Annotated in this window: 25 protein-coding genes and 1 tRNA gene; 9 read left to right on the top strand and 17 right to left on the bottom strand. The window is 62.4% G+C overall.

Features of this window, described 5'->3' with window-relative positions:
- On the bottom strand, positions 1 to 705 hold the full coding sequence (gene hda / locus RE432_RS19100) for a DnaA regulatory inactivator Hda (RefSeq protein ID WP_310935108.1): 705 nt from the start codon (positions 703 to 705) through the stop codon (positions 1 to 3).
- A 112-nt stretch (positions 706 to 817) separates the two neighbouring features.
- Here hda and purM point away from each other — a divergent pair, with 112 nt between their 5' ends.
- On the top strand, positions 818 to 1870 hold the full coding sequence (purM, locus tag RE432_RS19095; RefSeq protein WP_310935107.1) for a phosphoribosylformylglycinamidine cyclo-ligase: 1053 nt from the start codon (positions 818 to 820) through the stop codon (positions 1868 to 1870).
- A 33-nt stretch (positions 1871 to 1903) separates the two neighbouring features.
- On the opposite strand, the gene miaA is transcribed toward purM, so the two are convergent.
- Together miaA and mutL are read right to left on the bottom strand one after the other, a co-directional pair.
- The gene (miaA, locus tag RE432_RS19090) at positions 1904 to 2845 is read right to left on the bottom strand and encodes a tRNA (adenosine(37)-N6)-dimethylallyltransferase MiaA (RefSeq protein WP_310935106.1); all 942 of its coding nucleotides are present in this window, start codon (positions 2843 to 2845) and stop codon (positions 1904 to 1906) included.
- On the bottom strand, positions 2842 to 4719 hold the full coding sequence (gene mutL, locus RE432_RS19085) for a DNA mismatch repair endonuclease MutL (protein ID WP_310935105.1): 1878 nt from the start codon (positions 4717 to 4719) through the stop codon (positions 2842 to 2844). Before mutL ends, miaA begins: the two co-directional genes overlap by 4 nt.
- A 106-nt stretch (positions 4720 to 4825) precedes the next feature.
- Here mutL and RE432_RS19080 point away from each other — a divergent pair, with 106 nt between their 5' ends.
- Entirely contained in the window at positions 4826 to 5467 is a 642-nt protein-coding gene (locus RE432_RS19080; protein ID WP_310935104.1) for a VTT domain-containing protein, read from the top strand.
- Between the two features lie 34 nt (positions 5468 to 5501).
- Here RE432_RS19080 and RE432_RS19075 read toward each other — a convergent pair whose 3' ends face one another.
- The 3 genes from RE432_RS19075 to RE432_RS19065 are packed head-to-tail and all read right to left on the bottom strand — an operon-like array spanning position 5502 to position 8257.
- Positions 5502 to 6860 carry an N-acetylmuramoyl-L-alanine amidase gene (locus RE432_RS19075; protein ID WP_310935103.1) on the bottom strand — a complete coding sequence of 453 codons (1359 nt, stop codon included), beginning with the start codon at positions 6858 to 6860 and terminating at the stop codon, positions 5502 to 5504.
- Complete coding sequence (gene tsaE / locus RE432_RS19070) at positions 6794 to 7348, bottom strand: tRNA (adenosine(37)-N6)-threonylcarbamoyltransferase complex ATPase subunit type 1 TsaE (protein ID WP_310935102.1); 555 nt, start codon at positions 7346 to 7348, stop codon at positions 6794 to 6796. Before tsaE ends, RE432_RS19075 begins: the two co-directional genes overlap by 67 nt.
- 6 nt (positions 7349 to 7354) lie before the next feature.
- On the bottom strand, positions 7355 to 8257 hold the full coding sequence (locus tag RE432_RS19065; protein ID WP_310935101.1) for an AEC family transporter: 903 nt from the start codon (positions 8255 to 8257) through the stop codon (positions 7355 to 7357).
- Positions 8258 to 8449: 192 nt separating this feature from the next.
- Between RE432_RS19065 and RE432_RS19060 the strand changes: the two genes are divergently transcribed.
- A complete protein-coding gene (locus tag RE432_RS19060) occupies positions 8450 to 9439 on the top strand; it encodes a tripartite tricarboxylate transporter substrate binding protein BugE (protein ID WP_310935100.1) in 990 nt (329 codons plus the stop codon).
- Between the two features lie 129 nt (positions 9440 to 9568).
- Positions 9569 to 9643: transfer RNA gene (locus RE432_RS19055), tRNA-Arg, on the top strand.
- Between the two features lie 24 nt (positions 9644 to 9667).
- On the opposite strand, the gene RE432_RS19050 is transcribed toward RE432_RS19055, so the two are convergent.
- The 6 genes from RE432_RS19050 to RE432_RS19025 form a co-directional block, all read right to left on the bottom strand.
- The gene (locus tag RE432_RS19050; protein ID WP_310935099.1) at positions 9668 to 11779 is read right to left on the bottom strand and encodes an acetate--CoA ligase family protein; all 2112 of its coding nucleotides are present in this window, start codon (positions 11777 to 11779) and stop codon (positions 9668 to 9670) included.
- A gap of 52 nt (positions 11780 to 11831) precedes the next feature.
- Positions 11832 to 12806, bottom strand: coding sequence for a tripartite tricarboxylate transporter substrate binding protein (locus RE432_RS19045; protein ID WP_310935098.1), 975 nt, complete (start codon positions 12804 to 12806; stop codon positions 11832 to 11834).
- A gap of 69 nt (positions 12807 to 12875) precedes the next feature.
- Positions 12876 to 13238 carry an OB-fold domain-containing protein gene (locus RE432_RS19040; protein ID WP_310935097.1) on the bottom strand — a complete coding sequence of 121 codons (363 nt, stop codon included), beginning with the start codon at positions 13236 to 13238 and terminating at the stop codon, positions 12876 to 12878.
- Complete coding sequence (locus tag RE432_RS19035) at positions 13235 to 14380, bottom strand: thiolase family protein (RefSeq protein ID WP_310935096.1); 1146 nt, start codon at positions 14378 to 14380, stop codon at positions 13235 to 13237. The genes RE432_RS19040 and RE432_RS19035 overlap by 4 nt, the downstream gene beginning before the upstream one ends.
- 24 nt (positions 14381 to 14404) lie before the next feature.
- Positions 14405 to 15178 carry an IclR family transcriptional regulator gene (locus RE432_RS19030; protein ID WP_310935095.1) on the bottom strand — a complete coding sequence of 258 codons (774 nt, stop codon included), beginning with the start codon at positions 15176 to 15178 and terminating at the stop codon, positions 14405 to 14407.
- A 161-nt stretch (positions 15179 to 15339) separates the two neighbouring features.
- Positions 15340 to 16560, bottom strand: a complete 1221-nt coding sequence (locus RE432_RS19025; protein WP_310935094.1) for an MFS transporter — start codon at positions 16558 to 16560, stop codon at positions 15340 to 15342.
- Between the two features lie 139 nt (positions 16561 to 16699).
- Between RE432_RS19025 and RE432_RS19020 the strand changes: the two genes are divergently transcribed.
- Positions 16700 to 17470, top strand: coding sequence for a helix-turn-helix transcriptional regulator (locus RE432_RS19020; protein WP_310935093.1), 771 nt, complete (start codon positions 16700 to 16702; stop codon positions 17468 to 17470).
- Positions 17471 to 17560: 90 nt separating this feature from the next.
- On the opposite strand, the gene RE432_RS19015 is transcribed toward RE432_RS19020, so the two are convergent.
- Complete coding sequence (locus RE432_RS19015; RefSeq protein ID WP_310935092.1) at positions 17561 to 18724, bottom strand: mandelate racemase/muconate lactonizing enzyme family protein; 1164 nt, start codon at positions 18722 to 18724, stop codon at positions 17561 to 17563.
- Positions 18725 to 18770: 46 nt separating this feature from the next.
- A complete protein-coding gene (locus tag RE432_RS19010) occupies positions 18771 to 19736 on the bottom strand; it encodes a tripartite tricarboxylate transporter substrate binding protein (protein WP_310935091.1) in 966 nt (321 codons plus the stop codon).
- Between the two features lie 115 nt (positions 19737 to 19851).
- Here RE432_RS19010 and RE432_RS19005 point away from each other — a divergent pair, with 115 nt between their 5' ends.
- Entirely contained in the window at positions 19852 to 20751 is a 900-nt protein-coding gene (locus RE432_RS19005; protein WP_310935090.1) for a LysR family transcriptional regulator, read from the top strand.
- A 54-nt stretch (positions 20752 to 20805) separates the two neighbouring features.
- Here the strand turns inward: RE432_RS19005 and RE432_RS19000 are convergent, their stop codons facing one another.
- Both RE432_RS19000 and xerD read right to left on the bottom strand, forming a co-directional pair.
- Entirely contained in the window at positions 20806 to 21297 is a 492-nt protein-coding gene (locus RE432_RS19000; protein WP_310935089.1) for an aminoacyl-tRNA deacylase, read from the bottom strand.
- Positions 21298 to 21334: 37 nt separating this feature from the next.
- Positions 21335 to 22234: a site-specific tyrosine recombinase XerD gene (gene xerD / locus RE432_RS18995; protein WP_310935088.1), complete on the bottom strand. Its 900-nt coding sequence runs from the start codon at positions 22232 to 22234 to the stop codon at positions 21335 to 21337.
- A 161-nt stretch (positions 22235 to 22395) separates the two neighbouring features.
- Between xerD and modA the strand changes: the two genes are divergently transcribed.
- Genes modA through RE432_RS18980 form a run of 3 tightly spaced genes read left to right on the top strand, consistent with a single transcriptional unit; the run spans position 22396 to position 24586 of the window.
- Entirely contained in the window at positions 22396 to 23151 is a 756-nt protein-coding gene (gene modA, locus RE432_RS18990) for a molybdate ABC transporter substrate-binding protein (protein WP_310935087.1), read from the top strand.
- An 11-nt stretch (positions 23152 to 23162) separates the two neighbouring features.
- The gene (modB, locus tag RE432_RS18985) at positions 23163 to 23852 is read left to right on the top strand and encodes a molybdate ABC transporter permease subunit (protein WP_310935086.1); all 690 of its coding nucleotides are present in this window, start codon (positions 23163 to 23165) and stop codon (positions 23850 to 23852) included.
- Positions 23849 to 24586: an ATP-binding cassette domain-containing protein gene (locus tag RE432_RS18980; protein ID WP_310935085.1), complete on the top strand. Its 738-nt coding sequence runs from the start codon at positions 23849 to 23851 to the stop codon at positions 24584 to 24586. The genes modB and RE432_RS18980 overlap by 4 nt, the downstream gene beginning before the upstream one ends.
- Here RE432_RS18980 and RE432_RS18975 read toward each other — a convergent pair.
- Positions 24538 to 25365: a TOBE domain-containing protein gene (locus RE432_RS18975; RefSeq protein ID WP_310935084.1), complete on the bottom strand. Its 828-nt coding sequence runs from the start codon at positions 25363 to 25365 to the stop codon at positions 24538 to 24540. The genes RE432_RS18980 and RE432_RS18975 overlap by 49 nt on opposite strands.
- Between the last annotated feature and the right edge of the window lie 87 nt (positions 25366 to 25452).

Below are 25452 nucleotides of genomic sequence, written 5' to 3'. Positions count from 1 at the left end.
TCAGTTATCGGTTTGGTTGGCGGGCTGGCCGGAGGCCAGCAGGTCCTTTAGCAAGGGCAAGGTAATTGCCCGGTGTTTTTCCAGCGAGTAGCGATCCAGGGCGTCTATCAGCGCGCTCAGGTGCCGCATGTCGCGGGTGTAATGGGTCAGCACCCAGTTGACGACTTCGGGTGAAAGCTGCAGGCCGCGGTCGCTGGCCCGCTTCGACAGGGCCTGGGCACGCGCTTCGTCCGACAGCTGTTCAAGGCGGAAGACCAGGTCCCAGCCCAGCCGGGTCCGCACATCTTCCCGCAGCGGCATGGCCAGCGGCGCCCGGTCGCCCGCCAGCACCAGCGCAAAGCCCCGGCCTGTCGAGGCGACCTCGCGCCAGCGATTGTACAGGGCGAACAGCGCGGCCTGCTGATCGGCGTCCAGGCTTTCGACGTTATCGATGGCAATCAGCCTGTGCTGCAAGGTGTCCGCCGTGGCAATGGCTTTCAAGGACTGGGCCTGGTCGCCATGGTGGAAGTACAGCGTTTCCGGGCCCGAGGCGGCCGATTGCAGCAGATGGGTGCGCCCGACGCCCGGCGGGCCCCACAGATAGATCGCCCGGCCTGGCCGGCAGTCCCGCAAGGCTTGCACAGCCGCTTGATTCTGCCCAGCCTCGAAGTTGTCCAGCGTGGGGGGCGAAGGGGGCAGAAGGTCTAATATCAGTTGCTGTGTCATGTGTTGTTTAATGGGAGGCCGCCCGCCGCGGAAAAGCCAGCCGCATTCATCGTAAAATCAAGCTTGGTAATTCATTCAACACGCAATTCTTACATATCCCACGGCATTTCTCATGACAAACAAACATTCCGCCTCCCTGACCTATCGCGATGCAGGGGTTGATATCGATGCCGGCGATGCGCTGGTTGACCGCATCAAGCCGCTTGCCGCCAAGACCATGAGGGCGGGCGTCATGGCGGGCATAGGCGGTTTCGGCGCGCTTTTCGAAGTGCCGCGCCACCTGAAAGAGCCTGTGCTGGTATCGGGTACCGATGGCGTCGGCACCAAGCTGCGGCTGGCGTTCGAGTGGAACCGGCACGATACCGTGGGCATCGATCTGGTCGCCATGAGCGTCAACGATATTCTGGTGCAGGGCGCCGAGCCCTTGTATTTTCTTGATTATTTTGCCTGCGGCAAGCTGTCCGTCGATACCGCCGCCGCCGTGGTCGGCGGCATTGCCAAAGGCTGCGAGCTCTCGGGCTGCGCGCTGATCGGCGGCGAAACCGCCGAAATGCCCGGCATGTATCCCGATGGCGAGTACGACCTGGCGGGTTTTGCCGTCGGCGCGGTTGAAAAATCGCGCATTATCGATGGCAAGTCGATCGCCGCCGGCGATGCCGTGCTGGGCCTGGCTTCCAGCGGCGCGCACTCTAACGGGTTTTCCTTGCTGCGCAAGATTCTGACGCATGCCAACGCCCGGCCTGGCCAGGAACTGGCCGGCCGTCCGCTTGAAGACGTTGTCATGGAACCCACCCGCATCTACGTCAAGTCTGTGTTGGCGGCCCTGGCCGAACACGGCCCCGCCATCAAAGGCCTGGCGCATATTACCGGGGGCGGCCTGCTTGATAACGTGCCGCGCATTCTGCAGCCTGGCCTGGCCGCCCGCCTGCACCGCGATGCCTGGACCATGCCGGCGCTCTTCAGCTGGCTGCAGCAAAACGGCGGCGTGGCCGATGCGGAAATGCATCGGGTGTTCAACTGCGGCATCGGCATGGTCATTGTGGTGCCGGCCGACCAGGCCGATGCGGTCACGGCAACGCTGGCGGCGCATGGGGAACAGGTCAGCCGCCTGGGTGAAATCATTGAGCGGCAGGGCGCGGATGCGCCGCAAACCGTCGTAGCCTGAACGGGCTGGCAGGGCATTGCCGCGCACGCGGCATCATGATCCTGCTGGCCATGCCTTGGCGGCGTGCCGGACGACTTGTTCGGCCGCGTCGGGCGCCAGGCAGTCAATCACCTGGCGTTCGGGCTGCGCGCGCAGCCAGGTCAACTGGCGCTTGGCCAACTGCCGCGTGGCCGCGATGGCCTGTTCGATGGCCTGTTCCAGGCTGATGCGGCCATCCAGATGATCCCACAATTGCCGGTATCCCACGCAGCGCACCGACGGCAGGCCGGTATGCAGGTCGGGCCGGGCGTGCAGGGCGGCCACTTCGTCCAGCAGCCCCTTCTGGATCATGGATTGGTAGCGCGCCGCAATGCGTGCATGCAAGGCCAGGCGGTCGGTCGGTTCCAGGCTCAGGGTGACGAACTGCACGCTGTTTTCCGGCTCAGGACGCTTGTCGGCCAGCCAGGCCGACATGGGGCGGCCGCTGATGCGGTAGATTTCGATGGCGCGCTGCAGCCGTTGGCTATCGTTGGGGGCCAGCCGGGCGGCGGTGGCCGGATCGAAGGCCGACAACTGGCGGTGCAGGGCGGGCCAGCCGCTGGCTTGCGCCTCGCGGTCGATGTCGGCGCGGATGCCGGCGTTAGCGCCGGGCAGCGCATTGAGCCCCTCGCGCAGGGCCTTGTAGTAAAGCAGGGTGCCTCCGCATAGCAGCGGCAGCTTGCCCCTGGCGCGGATCCGGGCAATCAGCTGGCTGGCGTCGCGCTGGAACTCGGCGGCTGAATAGCTTTCGGCAGGGTCGCGGATATCGAGCAGATGATGCGGCATCCGGGCCTGTTCCGCCTTAGAGGGCTTGGCCGTGCCGATGTCCATGCCCCGATAAAGGGTGGCCGAGTCCATGACGATGACCTCGATCGGCCAGCGTTCGGCCAGGGCCAGCGTGGCCGCGCTTTTTCCGGCGGCGGTGGGGCCGGCCAGGCAGATAACCGGCGCCGTCATTGCCCGCGCATGAAGAGTTTGTCCAGCTCCCCGACCTTCCATTGCACCCAGGTGGGCCGGCCATGATTGCACTGGTCGGCGCGTTCGGTCTGTTCCATTTTCCGCAACAGGCCATTCATTTCGTCCAGGGTCAGGCGGCGGTTTGCCCGCACAGAGCCATGGCAGGCCATGGTGGAAAGCAGTTCGTTGCGCTGCTCGGTCAGGCGCGGCGAGACGCCCACGTTGGCCAGGTCGCGCAACACATGGCGGGCCAGCGATTCGATGTCGCCGTTGGCCAGCAGGGCGGGCACGGCGCGCACCGCCACAGACGCGGGGCCCGCCGCCCGGATATTCAGGCCCAGCTCGGCCAGGGTATCGGCATGCTCTTCTATCAAGCCGATGTCTTTTTCGGTGACGCTGAAGACAAGGGGCACCAGCAGTTCCTGGCTGGGCAGGCTTTGGGCGTCCATGGCTTTTTTCAGTTGTTCATAGACCACCCGCTCGTGCGCCGCATGCATGTCGACCAGGACCAGCCCTTCATGGTTCTGGGCCAGGATATAAATACCATGCAGCTGGCCCAGCGCCATGCCCAGGGGATACTCGGCTGTGCCGGCGGCGGTATCGGCTGGGCGATTGCTGCCGGCCTCGTCGATGGGACGATACAGCGACTGCCAGTCCTGATGGCGGTCGCTGGCCTGATCGCGCAACGAGAAGGCTTGCTGGTGCTGCATGGGCCTGAAGGAAGCGGGCAGGGGAGGCTGGCCGTTAAGGGGGCGGGCCGGCGCTTGCGGCGGCAGTCCGTCGTATCCGGATGCGGACGCCGCGGGATTGCCACCCGCCCCAGCGTCGGCCGCCTGGCCGGCCAGGGAAGGGGCGCCGCCGGGCTGCGCCGGCGCCAGGCCCTGGCCGCCGGCCGCCGACAGCACCTGGCCCAGCGTCTGGCTTACAAAGCGGTGGATGGCGCCGCTGTCGCGGAAGCGCACCTCGTGCTTGGCCGGGTGCACGTTGACGTCCACGGCCGCGGGGTCCACCGACAAGAACAGGACAAAGGCCGGCTGGCGGTCGCCATGCAGGACGTCGGCGTAGGCCTGGCGCACCGCATGCGCCACGGTCCGGTCTTTGACGTAGCGTCCGTTCACATACAGGTACTGCCGGTCGGCGCGGCTGCGGGCGTAGGTGGGCCGGGTAATGACGCCCTGCAGGGAAATCAGCCCGTGCTCATGCTGCACGTACAGCCCCTGATCGGTAAATTCGGCGCCCAGCACATCGCGCACCCTTTGTCCGACTTCAGCCGGGCGCCAGTTGCGCTGGGCCTTGTCGTTGTGGAACAGGCGGAAGGCGATGTGCGGATGCGCCAGCGCGATGCGTTCCAGCGCATCCACGCAGTGACCGTACTCGGTGTTTTCCGATCGCAGGAATTTGCGCCGCGCCGGCACTTCGTCAAACAGCTGGCGCACATCGATGGTGGTGCCCACCGAACCCGAGGCGGCCATGGGTTCACCCAGCGAGGCATCAATTTGCCAGGCGTGCGGCGCTGCGGCGGTGCGCGACGTCAGCGCAAGCCGCGCCACGGAGGCCACCGACGCCAGCGCTTCGCCGCGAAACCCCATGGAGTCGACCGACTCCAGTTCGTCCAGCGTGGCGATCTTGCTGGTGGCGTGGCGCGTCAGGGCCAGTTTGAGTTCGTCCTTGGGGATGCCGCCGCCGTCGTCGCTGACCGAGATGCGCCGGATGCCGCCGCCGTCGAGCCGGACTTCAATCGCTCGCGCGCCGGCATCGATGGCGTTTTCCAGCAATTCCTTCAGGACGGACGCCGGGCGCTCGATGACCTCGCCGGCTGCGATCTGGCTGATCAGCAGGTCGGGAAGCGGAGCAATGGAGCGGCGTTCAGGCATGGTGTATTTCCTTGGGTTTGACTGATTTTAGCCCGTGACGGCCATGCGTTCTTTTGTTGCGTGCGCGAACAGGCTATATTGCATTAACTTTTTCCGGGTAGCGAGTATGCTTGATTTATTCAACATGATTCTTCATATCGACCAGACGCTGGGCACATGGGTGGCTGAGTATGGGGAATGGATATACCTGGTGCTGTTCCTGATCATTTTTGGCGAAACGGGCCTGGTGGTGCTGCCTTTTCTGCCGGGTGATTCGCTGCTGTTCATCGCCGGCGCCTTTGGGGCTTCGGGGCTGCTCGATCCGGTCTTGCTGGCGGGTTTGCTGATGGTGGCGGCCATTCTGGGCAATACCGTCAATTATTCCATAGGCCGCTACATCGGCCCCCGCGTGTTTTCCAGCAACTTCCGGTTTCTGGACCGCAAGGCCTTGATGAGAACGCATGCTTTCTACGAGAGGCATGGCGGTAAAACCATCGTGCTATCCCGCTTCCTGCCTATTTTCCGCACCTTTGCACCGTTTGTGGCGGGTGTCGCCAGCATGAATGTCGTGCGTTTCCAGTTGTTCAATATTTCGGGTGCGGTGCTGTGGGTGGGCGGCCTGGTCACGCTGGGCTACTTTTTTGGGAATGTGCCTATCATCAAGGAACACCTGAATACCATTGTGCTGATCGGGGTCAGCGCCGCAGCCGTGCCGGTGCTGTTTGGCGCCGTCTGGAAACTGCTCAAACGTAAAACGCCACCAGCCTGACCAGGCTGATGGCGCGGTCTTGCGGCAAGCCCCTCTAGCTGCGGCGGGCGATGGCCGGACTGGAATCGAAATAGTTGGTGACGCCCACCAGCATGGCCCGCGCAATGCGGTCCTGATGGGCGGGGCTGCGCAGCAGGCGTTCTTCTTCCGGATTGCTGATGAACGCGGTTTCCACCAGGATGGACGGAATATCGGGCGCCTTTAATACGGCAAACCCCGCCCGTTCCACCCGCTTCTTGTGCAGGCGGTTGATTTTGCCGATTTCGTCCAGGACCCGGCCTCCGACTTGCATGGAGTCATTGATCTGAGCGGCGGTCGACAGGTCCAGCAACACTTGCGCCACTTGCTTGTTGTGGGAACCCAGGTTCACCCCGCCGATCAGGTCGGCATCGTTCTCGCGTTGGGCCATCATGCGCGCCGCAGCGCTGGTGGCGCCGTTCTGCGACAGCGCGAACACCGATGAGCCGCGTGCGCTGGGCTTGATCCAGGCGTCGGCGTGGATGGAAATGAACAGGTCCGCCTTGACCCGGCGCGCTTTCTGGACGCGCACGTGCAAGGGCACGAAGTAGTCGTTGTCGCGTGTCAGATAGGCGCGCATATTGGGTTGGGCGTCGATCAGTTTTTTCAGCCGGCGCGCGATACTGAGCACAATGTCTTTTTCGCGCGTGCCGTTGCGGCCGATGGCGCCGGGATCCTCGCCGCCATGGCCAGGGTCCAGCGCCACCAGGATGGGCTGGTTTCTGCCCGGCGGGGCCACGCTGGGCGGCGGGGGCGGCGGTGATTTGGGCTTCTGGGCGACGGGCGGCAGTTTTTGGCCGGGAACCGAGGGAACCGGAGCGTCCGAAGGTGAATTGCGCGCCAAGTCTTCAAGCACCTCGGCCAGCGGATCGGTATCCGCATTGTCCATAATCGCCATCAGCGGATCTTGCGCGATCTTCGGATACAGGTCGAGCACCAGCCGGTATTTGTACTCGCCGATGGGCTTCAGCGTGAAAACCTGGGGGGCGATGGGCTGCTTCAGATCGATCACCAGGCGCACGACGCCGGGCCGGTTCTGGCCCACGCGCACGGTGCCGATGTAGGGATCGTTCGGCTTGATCTTGGAGACCAGGTCGTTGATGGTCGTATTGATGCTCAGGCCTTCGATGTCGACCACCAGCCTGTCGGGGTTTTCCAGCGTGAAGTGTTCGGCTTTCAGCTCGCTGTCCATTTCGAGCGTGACGCGCGTGTACTCATCGGCCGGCCAGGTGCGGACGGCGACAATCGTGGCGGCCTTGGCCTGGGTCGTGATGACCGGCAGCACGAACAGGGTGCCGGCCGTTGCAATCAGCCGGCGTCGCGCGGCCCCGGTGGGCGAGATTCCTGCGTGGGAAGGGCAAGTGTCGTCAGCCATAATATTCCTTTGTCGCTGTGGGCTGTAAGGCTGGCGCAGCGCCCGATGTCTGCATAGTCGAAGTGGATATCAAGGTCGGGAGGCGGTAATAAGGCGCCCGCCTGCTCCGGCCATTCAATCAAAACGATCGCTTCTTTTTGCAGAATATCTCGAAAGCCAGCATCTAACCATTCGCGAGAATCGCTAAATCTATAAAAATCAAGGTGATAGAAGTATAAGTTAGAAAGATTATAGCTTTCAAGTAAAGCGTAGCTGGGACTTTTGATTCTTCCGGTGATTCCGGACGCTCTTAACAGCGCTCGGGCGAAGCTGGTTTTGCCCGCGCCCAGGTCGCCGCGCAGGTGAATGCGGCCGCCGCGCCGGGCTTCACCCACGGCGGGATGTGCCCCGCTCAGCAAAGGGGCAAACTGGGCAGCCAGCATGGATGTGGCCTCTTCATCTTTTAAATAGACGTATCTTGTGCTTAATTCATGCTTTTTTTTATTCATGATGGCTTACCAGAATGTGGGGCCCGACATCAGCCAGAAGGGAATGGTCAACGCCGACAGCAGGGTGCCGATGGACATCGTGACGGCCACCAGGCGTCCGTTTCCGCCCATTCTGGCTGCCAGGACATAGGCGGACGAGGCCGTGGGCAAGGCGCTAAATAGCAACAGCATTTGCTTTTCCACCACACTCAGCCCAAGCGCCCAGCCGATAAACAGGCCTGCCAGCGGCATGACCAGCAGGCGCAAAGCGATCATCCAGGCCATGAGCTTTCCGGCTTGTTGGGCGCCTTGCAAAGACAAGGTTGCCCCCACGCACATCAGGCCGATGGCCAGGGCGCAGGCGCCAAGGCGCTTGAGCGTGGCGTCCACCGCCGCCGGAATGGGGATCTGCAGGAAATTGCAGAGCAGGGCCAGCACCGTGGCAATAATAAATGGGTTGCGGGCGATTTCCCGCAGCGCCTTGCCGCCGTTCTGGCGGGCCAGGGCGTGTACGGCCGCCACATTCGAAATGGGCACGGCAAACCCCACCAGCACGGCCATGGCAGTCTGGCCCGCCGATCCGGCCAGGCCGCCCGCCAGCGACAGGCCCATATAGGTATTGAAACGATAGCCGCATTGGGCGATTGAAGCGTGTGCAAGGGGGTCGGGGCGCAATAAGGGTACGGCCAGCCAGGTCATCGCCACCCCGAACAGCATGACGCCGGCGGAAGCTTGCAGCAACACGTAGGCATCTGAAAGGCTCAGGGGAGTTTGGGTGATGGAGTGAAACAGCAGCGCGGGAAACAGCACAAAATAGACCAGTTGTTCCGCACCCTGAAAAAAATCGCTGGAAAAGCGCAGCTTGTGAAACAGCAGCCAGCCTAGCCCAATAAGCAGAAAATCCGGTAATACAAGCTGAAATACAGACATGGAAATAGGGTGGGAGTAGAGTGCGGGCCTTGGCTTCAGACGGTTTTCAGGCGTTCGCAAAAATTCGGATCAACTGTAACCGGGCAAGACAAGCGAGCCGGATTACTGTTATCCTGCTGTTCGAATAAGCGAGCTTAACGCAAAAATCAAGCGCTTGTTTTTCAGCTTCTATACCTACAGAGAGACTATTACATGGCAACTCTTCATAAAAAATTCGCAGCGGTGACCCTGGCTGCTGGTGTGGCGTCCCTGTTCGGCGCCGGCGTTGCACAGGCTGCCGATTACCCCTCGCAGCCCATTCGCGTCATTGTTCCATTTGCCCCCGGCGGATCTACCGATATCGTGGCCCGTATCGTGACGCAACGCATGAGCCAAGAGCTTGGCCAAACCATGGTGGTCGAGAACAAGGGCGGCGCCGGCGGCGCCATCGGTGCGGCCGAAGCCGCGCGCGCCAAGCCCGATGGCTATACATTGTCGATCGCAACCGTTTCGACCATGGCCGTCAACTCGGCATGCCGTCCGAACGATCTGCCCTATGATCCGCTGAAGGATTTCGTGCCGGTCACCAACTTCGCCAATGTGCCCAACGTGATCGAAGTCAACCCCAAATTCCCGGCCAAGAACTTCAAAGAATTCGTCCAGATGCTGAAAGACAATCCGGGCAAATACACCCACGGCAGCTCGGGCACCTGCTCGGTGCTGCACTTGTTTGGCGAAGCCTTCAAGCTGGCGACCGGTACGGACGCCATCCACGTTCCCTATAAAGGTTCGGGTCCGGCGGTGACCGACGCCGTGGGCGGCCAGATCGACAGCATGTTCGACAACCTGCCTTCCTCCATGGGTCAAATCCAGGCGGGCAACCTGCGCGCCCTTGCCGTGGCGTGGCCCGAGCGCCTGAAGTCGCTGCCCGATGTGCCTACGCTGGCTGAAGAAGGCTACCCGCAATTGAACCAGCCTGCCTGGTACGGTTTGCTGGCGCCTACCGGCACCCCTGACGAGATCATCAAGAAGCTGCGCGATGCCGCCGTGGTGGCCCTGGAGGACCCCAAGGTCATCGAGACGCTTGAGAAACAGGGCGCCGCGCCTTCGGGCAATACGCCTGAAGAATTCGGCAAGGAAATCAAAGAGCAATACGATTGGGCCAAGGACGTTGTCGCCAAGGGCAACATCACGCTCGAATAAGGTGCGTCTATCAATGAAGCGGACCCGCATCGTTGCGGGCCCGCTTCGGCAAAACCGGGGCATGCCCCGGTTTTTTTCGCCCTGGCTTCGTGCAGGGCGAGTCTGCTTTATAATCTCAGCCCTAGCTGCGTCCCTGTAGTTAAATGGATATAACTTTCCCCTCCTAAGGGAAGATTGCAGGTTCGATTCCTGCCGGGGACGCCATCCGCGTGGCCCAGTACGCCGCAGCTATTCCTGATGCGGGCAAAGACGCTCGATCAGGGCATCGACGGCCCATGCGCCTTCTCCTGGCCGTCCCAGCATGACCGGGTTGATATCCACGGACTGGATCTGTCCACTGCTGCCTTGCGCAAACCGTCCGAACCCGACAACCAATTCGGCATAGGCGTGCACATCGGCGGCGGCTTCGCCGCGTACGCCTTGCAGCAACGGCCAGATGCGTAGCCCTTGCAGCCTTTCAATGACTTGCCCGGTTGAGAACGGCGGCAGCATGACGGCCACGTCGGGCACCGCTTCCACGTACTTGCCGCCCGCTCCGAAAACAACCAGCGGACCGAAGACAGGATCGAAATTCAGGCCCAGCATCATTTCTTGCTGGCCCTTGCGCAGCGGCGCCACGATCCAGCCGTCGAACGGCACGCCCAGCCTGTCCAGGGCGGCTTGCTGCACGCTGATCGCATCACGGATCGCCTGCTCCGTGTTCAAGCCCAATGCAACCAGCCCGTGTTCGGACTTATGGGGAATCCGGGCCGAGCAGGCCTTGAGCACGACCGGCGCGCCATACTGGCGCCAGGCCGCTAGCGCGGCGTCGGCGTCCTGGCAGAGTGCATGAGGCACCACCGATACGCCGTGCCCGGCCAGCAGGGACAAGCTGTCGAATTCGGACAGCATCGCCGCGCCATCTTGCGGCAGCGCGACGCTGCAGGAGGGCGCTGATCCGGTGCGCGTAGCGCCCGCTTGCACGAAACGGGCATGCCGGACCAGGGCCGACAGGGCCGCCATCGCTTGCTGTTCGTCGGCGTAGACAGGCACGCCCCTGGCACGAAATGCCTGCGCCACCGGTTCCTGCCAGGCGACGACGGCCACGGGCTTACCGGAGCGTTCGGCAAAGCTGGCGGCATCTTGCGCGAACGACGCCACATCGTAGCCACGGCCGGCAACCGGAATATCCAAGACGAACATATCCGCGGCGGGGTCGCCTTCGATGGCGGCCAGGACTTCGCCGAACAAGCGGTTGTTCGACAGCAGGGCCGCTGTAATGTCCACGGGGTTGTTCGTGGTGGCAAAGTTGGAAAGAACCGTCGATAACTGATGCTGGGTGCTGTCGGCCAGCGAGGCCACCTGCAGTCCGGAGGCATCGGCCGCGTCGGAGGCCAGCACGCAACTGGCGCCGGAATTGCTGACGATGACCACGCGCGAGCCGCCGGGACGCGTGTCATGAATGAACAGTTCCGCATAGCGCGCAAGTTCCTGAGGGTCGCGCGCGCGCAAAATGCCATGGAGTTCGAAAAATGCTTCGACGGCCCGGTCTTCGTTGGCCAGGGCGCCCGTGTGCGATGCCGCCGCCCTGAGGCCTGCTTCCGAGCGGCCGGCTTTCACGGCAATGATGGGCACGCCGCGCCGGCGCGCCATGTCGGCGGCTTCCGCCAAGGCGCCGGCATCCTGCAGCGACTCCAGATACAGCAGCACGATGCGCACTTCAGGATCGCCCAGCACGGCGCGGGCCAGATCAGCCACCGTGATGTCGGCTTCATTGCCGGTCGCGTGCATATGGCGCACGCCCACGCCGCGCTGGCGCAAAATGCCGTAAATCATGGCGCTCATGCCCCCGCTCTGGCTAATGACCGCCACAGGCCCGTCCTGAGGCTCGATCTCCAGGAACATGGTCGAGAAGCTGGCTATCGCCCCGGTGCCGAAATTGGCCAGGCCTTGCGAGTTCGGGCCGACAATGCGCAGCCCCGCCTGGCGCGCGCGCCGCGTCATATCGTCTTGCAGGGCACGCCCCTCGGGCCCGATTTCCGAAAAGCCGGCCGCGATGACAATGGCGGCTTTTACGCCCAAGGCGGCGCAGTCGTCCACGGCTTCGACCGCTTTCATGCCCGGCACCGCCACGATGGCCAGGTGGGGCGCTTCGGGCAGGCTGGCCACCGACGGCCAGGTTTTTTCCCCCTGTACCTGCGGACGTTGGGGGTTGATGGGATACAGCTTGCCCTGGTAACCATGGCGGCGCATGTAGAAAATGGGCCGCCCTCCGATCTTGTCGGGGTTATCGGACGCCCCGACAATCGCGATCGAGGCGGGGTCAAGCAGGAAGTCCAGGTCGGACGGTATAGCAGTCATGCGAACTCCAGAGAAAACCAGGACGCCCGTGGGAAAAGGGGCGCGCAAAACATCAGTTGACGGTGGCGCCCGATGCCTTGACCACCTGGGCCCATTTGTTGACTTCGTTGTCAAGGTAAGCCTTGAAGTCTTGGGGCGCCATCCAGTTGGGGGCAAAGCCCTGCGCCGTAAAAGTGTCTTTTACTTTGGGCTGGTTCATCACGTCTTTCAGGGTGGCGCTCAGTTTGTCCACAATGTCGGCGGGCGTATCCTTGGGCGCCAGCAGGCCGTTCCAGGCCGTGGCTTCATAACCGTCAAGCCCTGCTTCATCGATCGTCGGCAGATCGGCGGCGGCGGGAGAACGCTTGGCGCTGGTTACCGCCAGGGCTTTCATTTTTCCGTCGGTCACATACGGCATGGACGAGAGCATGGTATTGAACATGATGTCTACCTGCCCTCCCATGACGTCGGTCATGGCCGGCGCGCTGCCGCGGTAGGGTATGTGGGTCATGTCGATGCCCGCCATGCTGCTGAACAGCTCAGCCGCAAGGTGGGTGGACTGGCCGTTTCCGGATGAGGCGAAGGTCATGGGCTGCGCGGCCTGTTTCGCGTGCTGAATCAGTTCCTGCACCGTGTTCACGCCCAGGTCGGGCCGGGTGACCAGCATGAGCGGGCCTTCGGTCAGGGCGGAGATGGGTTCGAAGCTGCCGCGCGTGTCGTAGTTCAGATCCTTGAACAAGGACATATTGATGGCATGCGCGGTGGTGGCGATGAGCAGGGTGTAGCCATCGGGCTTGGCGCGGGCCACGATGTCGGCGCCAATGTTGCCGCCGGCGCCCGCCTTGTTGTCGACGACCACGGTCTGGCCCAGTTTTTCGCCCAGTCCTTGGGCCACAACGCGCGCGACGATATCGGTGGGGCCGCCCGGCGGATACGGTACGACCATGGTGATGGTCTGTTCGGGCCAGGCTGCGGCGCCCGCTGCCGGAGCGCCCAGAACCAAGGCAAGTACGGCCAGGGGGTGCAGAAGTCTTCTTGTCTTTCTCATGATGTCTCTTCCTTTAATGAAATGAAAACGTATGCCCCGGGTTGCGGGGCATGGGGGTGTGATGCCTGGTCAAGCGACCGGACTGAACCTGACGAGTGGGTGCTGTCCCGACAGATGTTGCGATGCCCGCACCTGTTGGCCCACTTGCAGGTCGCCGTCGGCATGCCCCATGACGGTGACGCCCTCCTGTAATGCAACCAGCGCCACGGTGTAGGGAAGGCGCTGGCGCCAGAAGGCATCCGGGGCGCGCGAAATGGTGGTGATGGCTTTCACGCGGCCGATGCCGCTGACGGGCCGGAGAACCAGGTCGTGGCCGCCGCAATGCCGGCAAGCATAGGGATGCAGGGACCACCAGGCCATGCACGAGCGGCATTGCAGCAGCGCCAGCGGTGTCGTGGTTGTTGCGGTTGTTGCGGTCGTTGCGGTTGTCATGCGGCCTCCCTTGCCTCAAGAATCAGGCTGACATGCGCCGACAGCACGCCTCCGTCGGCATGTACGAAAGCCTTGCGGCGAGGACCGGGAATCTGGCGCGCGCCGGCCGTGCCGCCAAGTTGATGCCAGGCTTCGACGATGTGCGCCATGCCGCCGGCGACGCCGGAATGCCCGAACGACAGCAGGCCGCCATGGGTATTCAGGGGAAGCGTGCCGTCGGGGTCGAAGTGACCCTGGCGCAAGCGATGGGCCGCCTTGCCCCGGGCGGCAAAGCCCAGCTCTTCCAGCAGCATCAGCAAAGTGATGGTGAAAGAGTCGTAGATGGCCAGGTAGTCGACGTCATCCAGCGTGGTTCCGGCCTCACGCAGCGCGTGCTGGCAGGCCTGGCTTGCGCCGGTATCGAAAATGTCCGCCATCGCGGAAATGTGCTGATGGCGATGGGCTTGCCCGGCGCCGCTGATTTCCACCGGCCCGTGCTCGGCACTGACAATCAGCCCGGCGGCGCCATCGGAAATCGGACAGCAATCGAGCAGGTGCAAGGGGGTGGCAATGGGCTTGGAAGCAAGCACATCTTGCCGGGTAATGGTTTCCTTCAGGTGCGCGTCGGGGTGGCTCGCCGCGTTCTGGCGCATGCGGACGGCAAAATCGGCCATGTCCTCGCGGCGGGTTCCGGTCCGATGCATATATTCAGAGGCCAGCAAAGCGTAGTAGGCGGGTACGGACATGCCGTTGGGCACTTCGGCGAGCGCTTCCCCCACTTGGGCCAGGGTCTGTATGGAGGTGTCGGCCGCTTGTCCGGTCAGGCGGTTTTCACCGGCCAGCACCAGGACGTTGCGGCAGCGTCCCACGCGCACCAGGTCGCGCGCCAGCATGACCATGGCGGCCCCGGTGGCGCCGCCGGCCTGCATGCCATGGGCATAGTCTGGCTGTATGCCCAGTTTTTCAGCCATGAGGCTGGCCAGCATAAGATGGGGATAGGTGGTGGCGTAGCCGCACAGCACGCCATCGATGTGCTGGCGGGCGATGCCGCTCTCGTCGAACAAGGTGTTCGCCACACCGGCCATCAGGTCGGTGGCCGACTTGCCTTCGAGCCGCCCGAATGCCGAATGGGCGGCAGCCCGGATATAGGCCGTGTTTTGCATGATGTGTTTTCCAGGATGGACGCGTTACGGCAGCCAGGCCCGCTCTATGGCGTGAACCTCTTCTTTGAGCGCCTCGGCCAGCTCGCGCTCGCGCGAACTGATGCGTTCGCTGAGCGCCGCAATGCTGAGCGCCGCAATGGGTTGGCCGTCGGGCCCTTTTACGGGAATCCCCAGGCCGCCCATTTTCTGTATGACGACGTCGAGCAGCATGGAATAGCCGCACGCGCGCGCGCGCTGAAGCTGTTCATCCAGATAGGCCTGGCTGTACAGGGGATAGCGTTTGGCCATGCGCGCATGGATCAGGGGCAGGACGGCCTGTTGTTCCGAATTTTTCATGGCGACAAGCAGGGCCAGGCTCCCCGCGCCGACCCCCAAAGGGCGTCTGCTGCCCACATGCAGATAATTGGCGCGTATGGGGTAGTCGCCAAAGCACAAGTCGATGCACACGGATTCCCAGCCAGCCGGCATGGAAAGTATGGCCGTGTCGCCGAACTTCCTGGACAAGCGGATCAGGGACGGGCGGGCCTCTGCCCTCAGGTCCAGGCCGGCGACCATCGCGTGGTGCATGGCATACACCTGGGGACCCAGCACGTATTGCTTGCTGACCGGGTCTCGCTCTACGAAACTCTGGTGTTCCAGCTCTTTCAGGATACGCAGCGTGGTCGATACATCCAGGCCCGCCGACTCGGCAATATCCGTCAGGCGAACATGGCGGGGATCCGTCATGCTGGCCAGGATGCGGCACGTCTTTTGTATGGAGGATAAGGGTTTGCTGGGCCTATCGGTGGGGATCGCCATGGGTCTTGTCTGTTTCCTTGCAGGTTTCAGACAAGATACCTAGCCCGCTTGCAGAGCTAAAGTTGCATTGCAGCATTATTTCATCAGATGAAAGTGCCGCCGGGGCGAGGCGGCGGGGGCAGGGGAGTGAAAGGCGGGGCGGCCGATAGAAATCAGCCAGGTTACGCCGCGGCTTTTTTAGGGTGTCGTTCAGGCAGCATGAATGCGGTCAGGCCAAGCAGCGGCAGGAACGAACACACCTGGTAGACGAATTCGATGCTGGTCGCATCGGCCAGGCTGCCCAGCGCGGCCGCGCCGACACCGGCCATGCCAAAGGCCAGGCCGAAGAACAGGCCCGAGATCATGCCGGTTTTGCCCGGAACCAGCTCCTGGGCGTAGACCAGGATGGCAGAGAACGCCGAGGCGATGATCAAGCCGATGACGAACACCAGCGCAATGGTCCAGAACAAATTGGCATAGGGCAGCAGCAGCGCGAATGGCGCGGTGCCCACGATGGAGCCCCAGATGACGCGTTTGCGGCCGATGCGGTCGCCCACCGGGCCGCCGACCACCGTGCCGACGGCGACCGCGAACAGGAAGACGAACAGGCAGTACTGGGCGTTCTGGACCGACAGGGCAAAGCGCTGCATCAGATAGAAGGTCAGGTAGCTGTTCAGGCCGGCCAGATAAAAGTACTTGGAAAAGACCAGGACAAGCAGGATGCCCAGCGCCGCCTGGACTTGCCGGCGGCTCAGGCCTGTCTCGGTACGGCCCAGGGTGGAGCGGCCGCGAACGGTATTCAGGTTGGCGGCATACCAGCGGCTTACGCGTATCAATATCAACATGGCCGCCAGGGCCGCCAGTGACACCCACGCCACGCTGCCCTGGCCGAAGGGGACGATGATGAGCGCGACCAGCAGCGGGCCCAATGACGATCCGATATTGCCGCCGACCTGAAAGATGGACTGGGCCAGGCCGTGCTGGCCTGCTGACGCCATGCGCGCCACGCGGGACGATTCGGGATGGAACACCGATGAACCCATGCCGATCAGGGTTGCCGCCACTACGATACTGGCAAAGTTCCAGGCCTGCGACAGCAATAGCAGGCCGATCAGGGTGAAGCCCATGCCAATCGGCAGCGAGTAGGGCTTGGGCCGCCGGTCGGTGAAGGCGCCGATCAAGGGCTGCAACAACGACGATGAGAACTGGAAGGCCAGGGTGATGACGCCGATCTGCGCAAAGCTGAGCGAGAAATTACCCTTGAGCACCGGATACAGGGCCAGCAGCACCGACTGCATCATGTCGTTGAGCAGGTGCGAGACACTGATGGCGCCCAGGACGCGGTAGGCGACGCCGCTGTCTTTATTGGATTTCGCCGGGAGGGTTGCGGTAGCTTGGGTCATGGTCGGGGCTGCATGAAGCGGGGCGGTGAAACAAGGGGCTGAATAGTCGGTTTTCAACGGCTGAAACCAGAAATATAGGCACAAGCGGGTTGACTGTCATTAGAATATTGGACATTCACCATCGAATTTCGGCCAGTCCATGAATCCTTCCATAGCATTGCTTGAAAAAGCGGACCGCGATGTGGTGCTTGCGCAATCCGACTATCCGGACGGCTATGTCGGGGTCAGCCATACCCACCAGCGCGTTCAGTTGCTGCATGCCATCAGCGGCATCATGCAACTGGAGACCGACGGGGGCACGTGGATGGTGCCGCCGGGCTTTGCGCTGTGGATTCCCGCGGGCTTGCGGCATTTGCTGCGCACCACGCGCGTGACGACGCGCAGCCTGTATTTTCGCGCGCAGGCCTTGCCCCGGGCGCCCCTGGCCTGCCAGGTGGTCGAGGTGTCCCCCTTGTTGCGCCAACTGATCGACGCGGCGGCGCAACTGCCCGTTTTGTACGATGTGCGCCAGCGCGACGGCGCATTGATGCGCTTGCTCCTGCTCGAAGCCAGCCAAGCGCCTGCTGCGTCTTTTCACCTGCCCATGCCGCGCGATGCCGCGTTGGCGGCGATGTGCAATGCTTTTTTCGCGGCCCCCATGCAGACGGCCACTCCCGTTCAGTGGGCGCAGGCGCTGCATGTCAGCGAGCGCACCTTTTATCGCCGCTTCGTCGCCGGCACCGGCTTGAGCTTCATTGAATGGCGGCGCAAAGCCTGCGTGTTCGTCGCGATATCGCGGCTCTCGCGTGGCGATAGCGTAACCCGCATCGCGCTCGACATGGGTTACGAAAGCCCGTCGGCCTTCTCCACCATGTTCAGGAAGGCGACAGGACAGCCCCCCAGCGCCTATGCGCGGCGGTCTGGTGGATGAGCCGTCGCGGTCACTGCCAACCGCCCGGCATGCGGGGCGATGGCGTCGCGCTTTCATCGGCGCTGGCTGGCAGGCCGCAAACCTGCGGCATTACTGGTCGACGATGAAGCCGTCGAAGTGGGGCCGCATGGCGATGGGTTTGGAGAGCGGGGGGCGGATCTTTTGTGCATCGGGCACCAGGTTCATGCCCAGCCCCGGGCCAGTCGGGATATCCACAAAGCCATGCTGAGGCAAGGGAACGCTATCCACAATGTCGCTGCCCAAGTGTTCGGCTCTTGATTCGAAGGTGCCTGCCTCGAAGCCGGTTGCATATTCCTGGATCGCGAAATTTGGTATGGACGCTGCTATCTGCAGGCAGGCGGCCAGGCCGATGGGCGATAGGGGGTTATGCGGCACGACCTGGACCTGGTGCGCTTCGGCAATCGCGGCGACTTTCTTTGCGCCGGTGATGCCGCCGCATAAACACAAATCTATCCGCGCATATTCCGCGCCATTGCGCGCCAGCAGCGCCTCGAACTCATAGAGGTTTGAGAAGCGCTCCCCGGTCGCGATGGGAATGTTGATCTTTGCCGCCACCCTGGCCATGGCGTCATTGCTTTCCGGCCGTATCGGGTCCTCGATGAACATCGGGTGTGTATGCTCGATGCCGTTTGCGAAAACAATGGCTTCGGCGGGCGTCAGCCGGCGGTGAATCTCGATCAGCAAGTCCACGCGATCGCCGACCACTTCACGCATGCGTTCGGTGTTTTCGATGGCGTCGCGCATTTTCTTGATGTGTGTCTTGAAATAGACCTGGTCGTATCCTTCGTCCAGGAAGGGGTTGAGATGGCCGAAGGCAGTGAACCCGGCGTTCATTTTCTTCTCGCATTCCACGAGCATCTTTTCTATCGTGTTTTCGTAGATATGGCCATAGATGCGCGCCTTGGTGCGCGCCGCGCCGCCCAGGAGTTCAAAAATGGGTACGCCCAGTGCTTTGCCCTTGATGTCCCACAAGGCCATGTCGATGGCCGAGATGGCCGCGTTCTCGGCCAGGCCCTGGAAGTAACTGAACCGGTGCATGACATTCCAGTGGTGTTCTATGGGGAAAGGGTCTTTCCCTTCCAGGTACTCGGCAAATCGCGTAATGCATGCGCCGGCGGCCTGGATATGGCCCCACGTCCCTGCTTCACCAAATCCGACAATGCCTTCATCAGTGGAAATACGTACAAACATGAATTGCCCGATATGCAAGGGCTCGACTTTTATGATTTTCATTTACAACCAGACTCCGGATTGCTAGTGGGCGGGATAAGTAGAACGATTACTGATTGACGATGTTCGCTTTCTTGACAAGCGCGCTCCATTTCCTGGCTTCGCTCTGGATAAACTGGCCGGTTTCTTCTGGCGACATCGTGACCGGCTCTGCGCCGGCGGCAACCAGCTTGTCGCGGAACGCTTGCTTGCTCAGGGCTTTCTTGATCTCTTCAAACAGAACGGTGCTGACCTGTTCCGGCGTGTCTTTGGGAACGGCCAGGCCGAACCAGTTCGCCACACGGAACTCGGGTAGTCCGGCTTCCACCGACGTGGGCACGTCAGGCAAGGAGCTGACCCGCTTGTCATGCGCTACGGCCAGAACCTTTATTCGTCCTGAGTTGACATAGGGCGCCGCAGTGGGCGCGGCGGTGATCAGTACATCGACCTGGCCGCTCAGAAGATCGTTGAGCGCGGGGCCCGATCCTTTGTACGGGATATGCGTCATGTCAATGCCGGCAACGGATTTCAGCAGTTCTCCGGCCATGTGCGGGCCGCTGCCCACCCCGCCGGAGGCGAAGTTGATGTCGCCCGGTCTTGCTTTGGCATAGTCCACGAACTCGCTGAGCGTGGTGACGGGCAGTTTTGCATTGATGGCCAGCACATAAGGCGCTTCGGCGTAGATGGAAACACCCTTGATATCGTTGACGGGATCAAAAGCGAGGGAAGAAAAAAGGCTGGGCACAATCGTTTGGGTCATTTCATTGGACAACAGCGTGTAGCCATCGGGCTTGGCGGTGGCCACAATGCTCATGGCAATGGTGCCGCTTGCCCCGCCTTTGTTTTCGACCACGAAGGATTTGCCGGTTGACTCCATGAGCGCCTGCGCGGTGATGCGCGCCATGATGTCCGTTGTGCCGCCCGGCGCATAAGGAACGACGACCGTGACGGCGCGCGCCGGATAATCGGTGGCGGCGTGAGCGGAAAAGCCCGCCAGGCATAGGCCTGCCAACAGAAACTGGGTCAGTTTGTACATGTGATCTCCTGATTGTTATATCGGTCTGGATGCGTTCAACGTACAAGATTAGACATGCATTTGCGGTGTTTATAATGCGTGGAAACTTACTCTACTTTTCAGCTTAAGGTTAATAATGAAAGAGCTGACCAGCGCTTCAGCCGAAATGGCGTTCTTCAGTCTTCTCATCAATGCAGGAAGCCTTACCGCCGCAGCAAGGGAGCTTGGCATTTCTCCCCCCGCCGCGACACGGCGCCTGAATCTCATTGAGAAACGATTGGGTGTTTCTTTGCTGGCGCGCACGACGCGCCGCATGAGCCTGACCGCGGAAGGCGAGGAATATCTGCGTCATGCACGGCGCGTTCTGTCCGACATACAAGACTTCGAGCATTCCCTGACCCAATCGATGGTGGAGCCCCAGGGCTTGCTGCGGGTCAATGCCACGCTGGGCTTCGGGCGCAGCCAAATCGCGCCGCTTATTTCAACCTTCTACCAGCGCTATCCCAAGGTCCATGTCGAGCTGCAGCTGACCGTCAACCCGCCGTTGGTCTCGGATAACTCTTTCGATGTGTGCATTCGGTTCGGCGAGCCGCCCGACTCGCGGATGATTGCGCGCAAGCTTGCCGACAATCGCCGATTGCTCTGTGCCGCGCCGGCCTACCTGGAGAAGTACGGCAACCCAAAAACACCCCGAGAGCTTGCGCGCCACCATTGCATCACCATCCGGCATGGGGATGAAGCGCATGGCCTGTGGCGGCTGTCGTCCACGCAGGGCACGGAACTGGCCAAGATCAATGGGCCGCTGGTCACGAATGACGGCGACATTGCCGTGCAATGGGCGCTGGATGGCCTGGGCATCATCATGCGGGCGGAATGGGACATCGCACGCTATCTGGACAGCGGGCGCTTGCAGGAGGTCCTGAAGCACTACCGCACGCCGGAAGCCAATATCTATGCGGTCTATCCGCAGAGGCATCAGATGGCGCGGCGCGTCAGGGTGTTCGTCGATTTTCTGAGCGAAGCATTTGCCCGCTGACCTGGCAGGCGCGGCGCAGCAACCGGCTTGGGCAAGGAGTATGGCATCGGCCGATTACTTTGCCAGCCCCGCGTTGACGGGCTTGGCGCCCAGCAGTTCAGTCAGTGCCGAGGGCGCAACGCCGATCAGATAGCCGCGGCGTCCGCCGTTCACGTAGATCGCCGGATACGCCAGCAAGCCTTCCTCGACCCATACCGGCATTTTCTTGCGTGTGGCGAAGGGCGAGGTGCCGCCCACCAGGTAGCCCGAGTGTTTCTGCGCCGTATCGGGTGAACAGGGGGCGATTTTCTTGGCGCCCGTCTGGCGGGCCAGGTTCTTGGTCGATACCTCGCAGTCGCCGTGCATGACGACCACCAGCGGGCGGGCGTTCTCGTCTTCCATGATCAGCGTCTTGGCCACCTGATGCAGGTCCAGGCCCAGTTGCCGGGCGGCTTCCGTGGCGCCGCCGTGATCCACGTAGTGGTAGGGGTGCTCGCTGAAGCCGGTCTTGTTTTTCTTCAGGAACTGTGTGGCGGGGGTTTCCGAGACGTGTTTTTCTTTGGACATTGTTCTGGGGTCATGAAGATAAAGAGGGCGTGGCGTTTCAGGCACGCGGGTGGTGCTTGGCATGCATGGCCTTCAGGCGTTCGCGCGCTACGTGAGTATAAATCTGCGTGGTGGAGATGTCGGCATGGCCGAGCAGCATCTGCACCACGCGCAGGTCGGCGCCGTGGTTCAGCAGGTGCGTGGCAAAGGCGTGGCGCAGAACGTGGGGGGACAGTGGCGTGTGGATGTCGGCCACGGCTGCGTATTTTTTGACGATCAGCCAGAACGACTGCCGCGTCATGGCGGCGGCGCGGGCGGTAACGAACAGGGCATCGCAGCGGCGCTGGCCCAGCAGGCTGGGGCGCGACTGCTTGATATACAGGTCTATCCAGTGCTGGGCCTCGTCGCCCAGCGGCACCAGCCGGTCTTTGCCGCCCTTGCCCTGGTTGATCCGCACGACGCCTTCGGTCAGGCTGACATCCAGCATGCCCAGGCCGACCAGTTCGCTGACGCGCAGGCCGGTGGCGTAAAGGGTTTCCAGCATGGCGCGGTCGCGCAAGCCCAAGGTGTCGCGGTGGTCGGGGGCCTGCAGCAGCGCATCGACCTGGTCTTCCGACAGCGATTTGGGAAAGCGTGCCGCCTGTTTGGCGGCACGCAGGGTCAGGCAGGGATCTTTGCCGACCAGGCCTTGCCGCAGCGCCCACAGATAGTAGCGTTTCAGGGCGGCCAGGCGCCGGTTGGCCGTCGTGGCCTTGGTGCTGGCGTGCTTGGCCGCAAACCAGTCCTGGATGTCGGCGGCGTCCGCCTGCTCCAGCGTTTTTCCAGGCTTGGCATGCAGCCACTGCGCAAAGGCGGACAGGTCGCGCCGGTAGGCCGACAGCGTGTTCTGCGCCAGGCCGTCTTCCAGCCAGATGGCATCCAGGAAGGTGTCGATGGAAGCGGGGGGGAGATAAGCCAATCGTGTCGTATCGAGGGTTAGCAGGTCAGTCGGTGCCCAATAACAGGCTTGCATGGACATGTTATCGCAGGCCGGGTTTGACGTATCGTTATGTAGGTATATATATTACGATCTGTGTCAACCTATTCATCCATCAAAACGATTCAGACAAAGGGCAAACCATGAAACTGAAAAAATTCATCGCGACCGCGGTATTTGCCGCCATGGGCTGGCACGGGCAGGCTTCGGCGGCCGATATGCTGGTGGGTGCGGCGGCCAGCCTGACCAACGCGTTTGCCGAACTGGCGACCCAGTTCCAGCAGGCGCACCCCGAGACCAAGGTGCTGATGAGCTTTGCCGGCTCCGACGCGGTGGCGGCGCAGGTGATACAGGGGGCGCCCATGGACATCTTCGCCTCTGCCGACCAGAAAGCCATGGACAAGGCGGTTGCGGCAGGCAGCATCCAGACTGATACGCGGCGCGATTTTGTCCGCAATGAAGTCGTGCTCATCGTGCCCGCCAATGACCCCAACAATATTCAGTCGGTGGCCGACCTCAAGGCAGCCGGCATCAAGCGCATTGCACTGGGCAACCCGGCCACGGTGCCCGTGGGCCGCTATACGCAAGGTTCGCTGGAGCAGACCGGCGATTGGGATACCGTCAAGAAAAGCGAGGTGCTGGGCCAGAATGTGCGCCAGGTGCTTGACTACGTCGCGCGGGGCGAGGTCGATGCCGGCTTTGTCTTTGCCACGGATGCGGCCATCATGCCGGACAAGGTGAAGGTCGTTGCCAAGCTGCCGTCGCCGACGCCTGTGCTGTATCCGATCGCGCTGGTCAAGCGCGACGGGCTGCACCCGCAGGCGAAGGACTTCCTGGACTTCATCGGTTCGGAGCAAGGCGGGGCGGTGCTTGCCAAGTACGGTTTCTCCAAGCCCTAAGCAGGATCCGCATGTCTGCCATCAGCGTTCCGCTGCTGCTGTCGCTCAAGGTAGCCGGCTGGGCCACCTTTTTTGCGGCTGTCCTGGGGATTGCCGTGGCCTACGGCCTGTCGCGCTGGCGTTCGCGCTGGTCCGATGTCGTGGATTCGGTACTGACCTTGCCCATGGTGCTGCCGCCCACAGTCATCGGCTATTACCTGCTGGTGCTGCTGGGGCGCCGGGGCTGGCTGGGCGCTTTTCTGTCGGACCTGGGCATAGAGCTGGTATTCACCTGGCAGGGGGCCGTCATTGCGGCAACGGTCGTGGCGTTTCCCATGGTGCTGAAGGCGGCCCGGGCCGCCTTTGAAGATGTGGACCACACGCTGGAAGATGGCGCAAGGGTGTTGGGCATCGGCGCATCCGGTATTTTCTTCAGGATCACGCTGCCGTTGGCCATGCGCGGCATCCTGGCCGGCGTACTGCTTGCGTTCGCCCGCGCGCTGGGCGAATTCGGCGCCACGCTGATGATCGCCGGCAGCATACCCGGGCGTACGCAAACCCTGTCGATTGCCATCTACGAGGCGGTGCAGGCGGGCAATGACGACGCGGCCAATGTCCTGGTGCTCGTCACGGCCCTGACATGCATCGCGGTGTTGTTGATCGCCAGCCGGCTGGCGCCCGACCGTACGCGGATGATGGGCGTGGGCGGAGCCTTGCGATGATCGATGTAAACATCCAGCGGCGGGTTTTGTCGGGCAAGCGGGCGTTCGTGCTGGATGTCCAGCTGCAGTCCCAGGCGCGCCGCATCGCCCTGTTCGGCCCCTCCGGGGCGGGCAAGACGCTGACGGTGCAGGCTATTTCCGGGCTGATGCGTCCTGAAAGCGGCCATATCCGGGTCAATGGCTTTACGCTTTACGATGCGCAACGAGCGGTTTTCCTTCCGCCTCAAGACCGTAAACTGGGCTATCTGCAACAGGATTACGGCTTGTTCCCGCACTTGACGGTCGAGCAGAACATAGGCTTTGGCTTGCAGAAAGGGCTGTTCAATCCCAGGCGGCATGGCCTGCCGTCCACGGCCCGGCGCTGGGTCGACGCCTTTGAGCTGCAAAGCGTGTTGCAGAGCTACCCGCGCGAAATATCCGGCGGCCAGAAGCAGCGGACGGCGCTGGCGCGGGCCTTGTCGGTGGAGCCCAGGCTATTGTTGCTGGATGAGCCGCTGTCGGCGCTGGATGCCGGGCTGCGTCATAAAATGCGCGAAGAACTGGCCGCCCTGCAGGCCAAGCTCCAGATTCCCACCATTCTGATTACGCACGATCCCGAAGACGCCGTCATGCTGGCCGACGAAGTGCATCAGATTCGGGATGGCCGCATCGTGGGTTCATGCCATCCCTTGGAACTGCTGCGGCATCAGTCCAGCACGCCCAGCATGACGCTGGATGCCTTGAAGATCGCATAAGCCTCTTGGCCTGTTTCCAGGCCCATCGAGGCCTGGCTTGCCCTGGTGATGATGGCGGCAATGACCTGCCCCGTGGGCAGCTCCACGCAGACTTCGGCATTGACGGCGCCTTCGGTGATGCGGCTGATCTTGCCCAGCAACTGATTACGCGCCGACAGTTTCAGATTGCCGCCCGGAAGGCCGATGAGCACCGACGACGCTTTGATGAAGGCCAGCGCGCGTTTTCCCGGCTGCAGCCCAAGGCTTTGCACGCTTTCGCTGGTGATGGACGCGACGATCGCCGTACCGGCGTTCAGTTCAAGCGTGACTTCGTCGTTGACGGCGCCCGGCGTAATCTGCTGGATGAGGCCGACGAGCTTATTGCGGGCCGAGGTATCGATCATCATGTGTTGGATGAGCTCCAGGTGATGGCTGGCGTGTGCATTGACCGCTGCCAGCCGAGCCATGAAGCGTTCGTGTTCGGCATGCAGGAGCTGGTAGACGCGTATCAATTCCTGTGCACGCGCCGTCAGGCTTGCGCCGCCGCCGCGCTGGCCGCCCGTTGTCCGCAGCACCAGCGGTTCGCCGGCCAGGTTGTTCATGGTGTCCACGGCGTCCCAGGCGGCCTTATAGCTCAGGCCGATTTTTTTTGCCGCCGCCGTGATCGAGCCTTCCTGACCGATGGCGGTCAGCAGGGCCATGCGTTTCTGGTTGCCCCAGTTCTGCTGGCCCGACCGGAACCAGATCGATCCGCCCAGCTCGACCGGGGGGGCGCTATTGTCCTTGTTCTGTTCTGACATGGCCTTAGTGTAATGCCTGCGCTGCCGGCTGTGCAGGCATGCGGGCGCTGTTCGCCCCCGCCCCGGGCAGAGGTGGATTTAGGATAG

Origin of the sequence: Pusillimonas sp. SM2304 (assembly GCF_031628915.1) — a bacterium.
Taxonomy (GTDB): Bacteria; Pseudomonadota; Gammaproteobacteria; order Burkholderiales; family Burkholderiaceae_B; genus Pusillimonas_C.
This window is presented reverse-complemented; position numbering and strand designations above follow the sequence as displayed.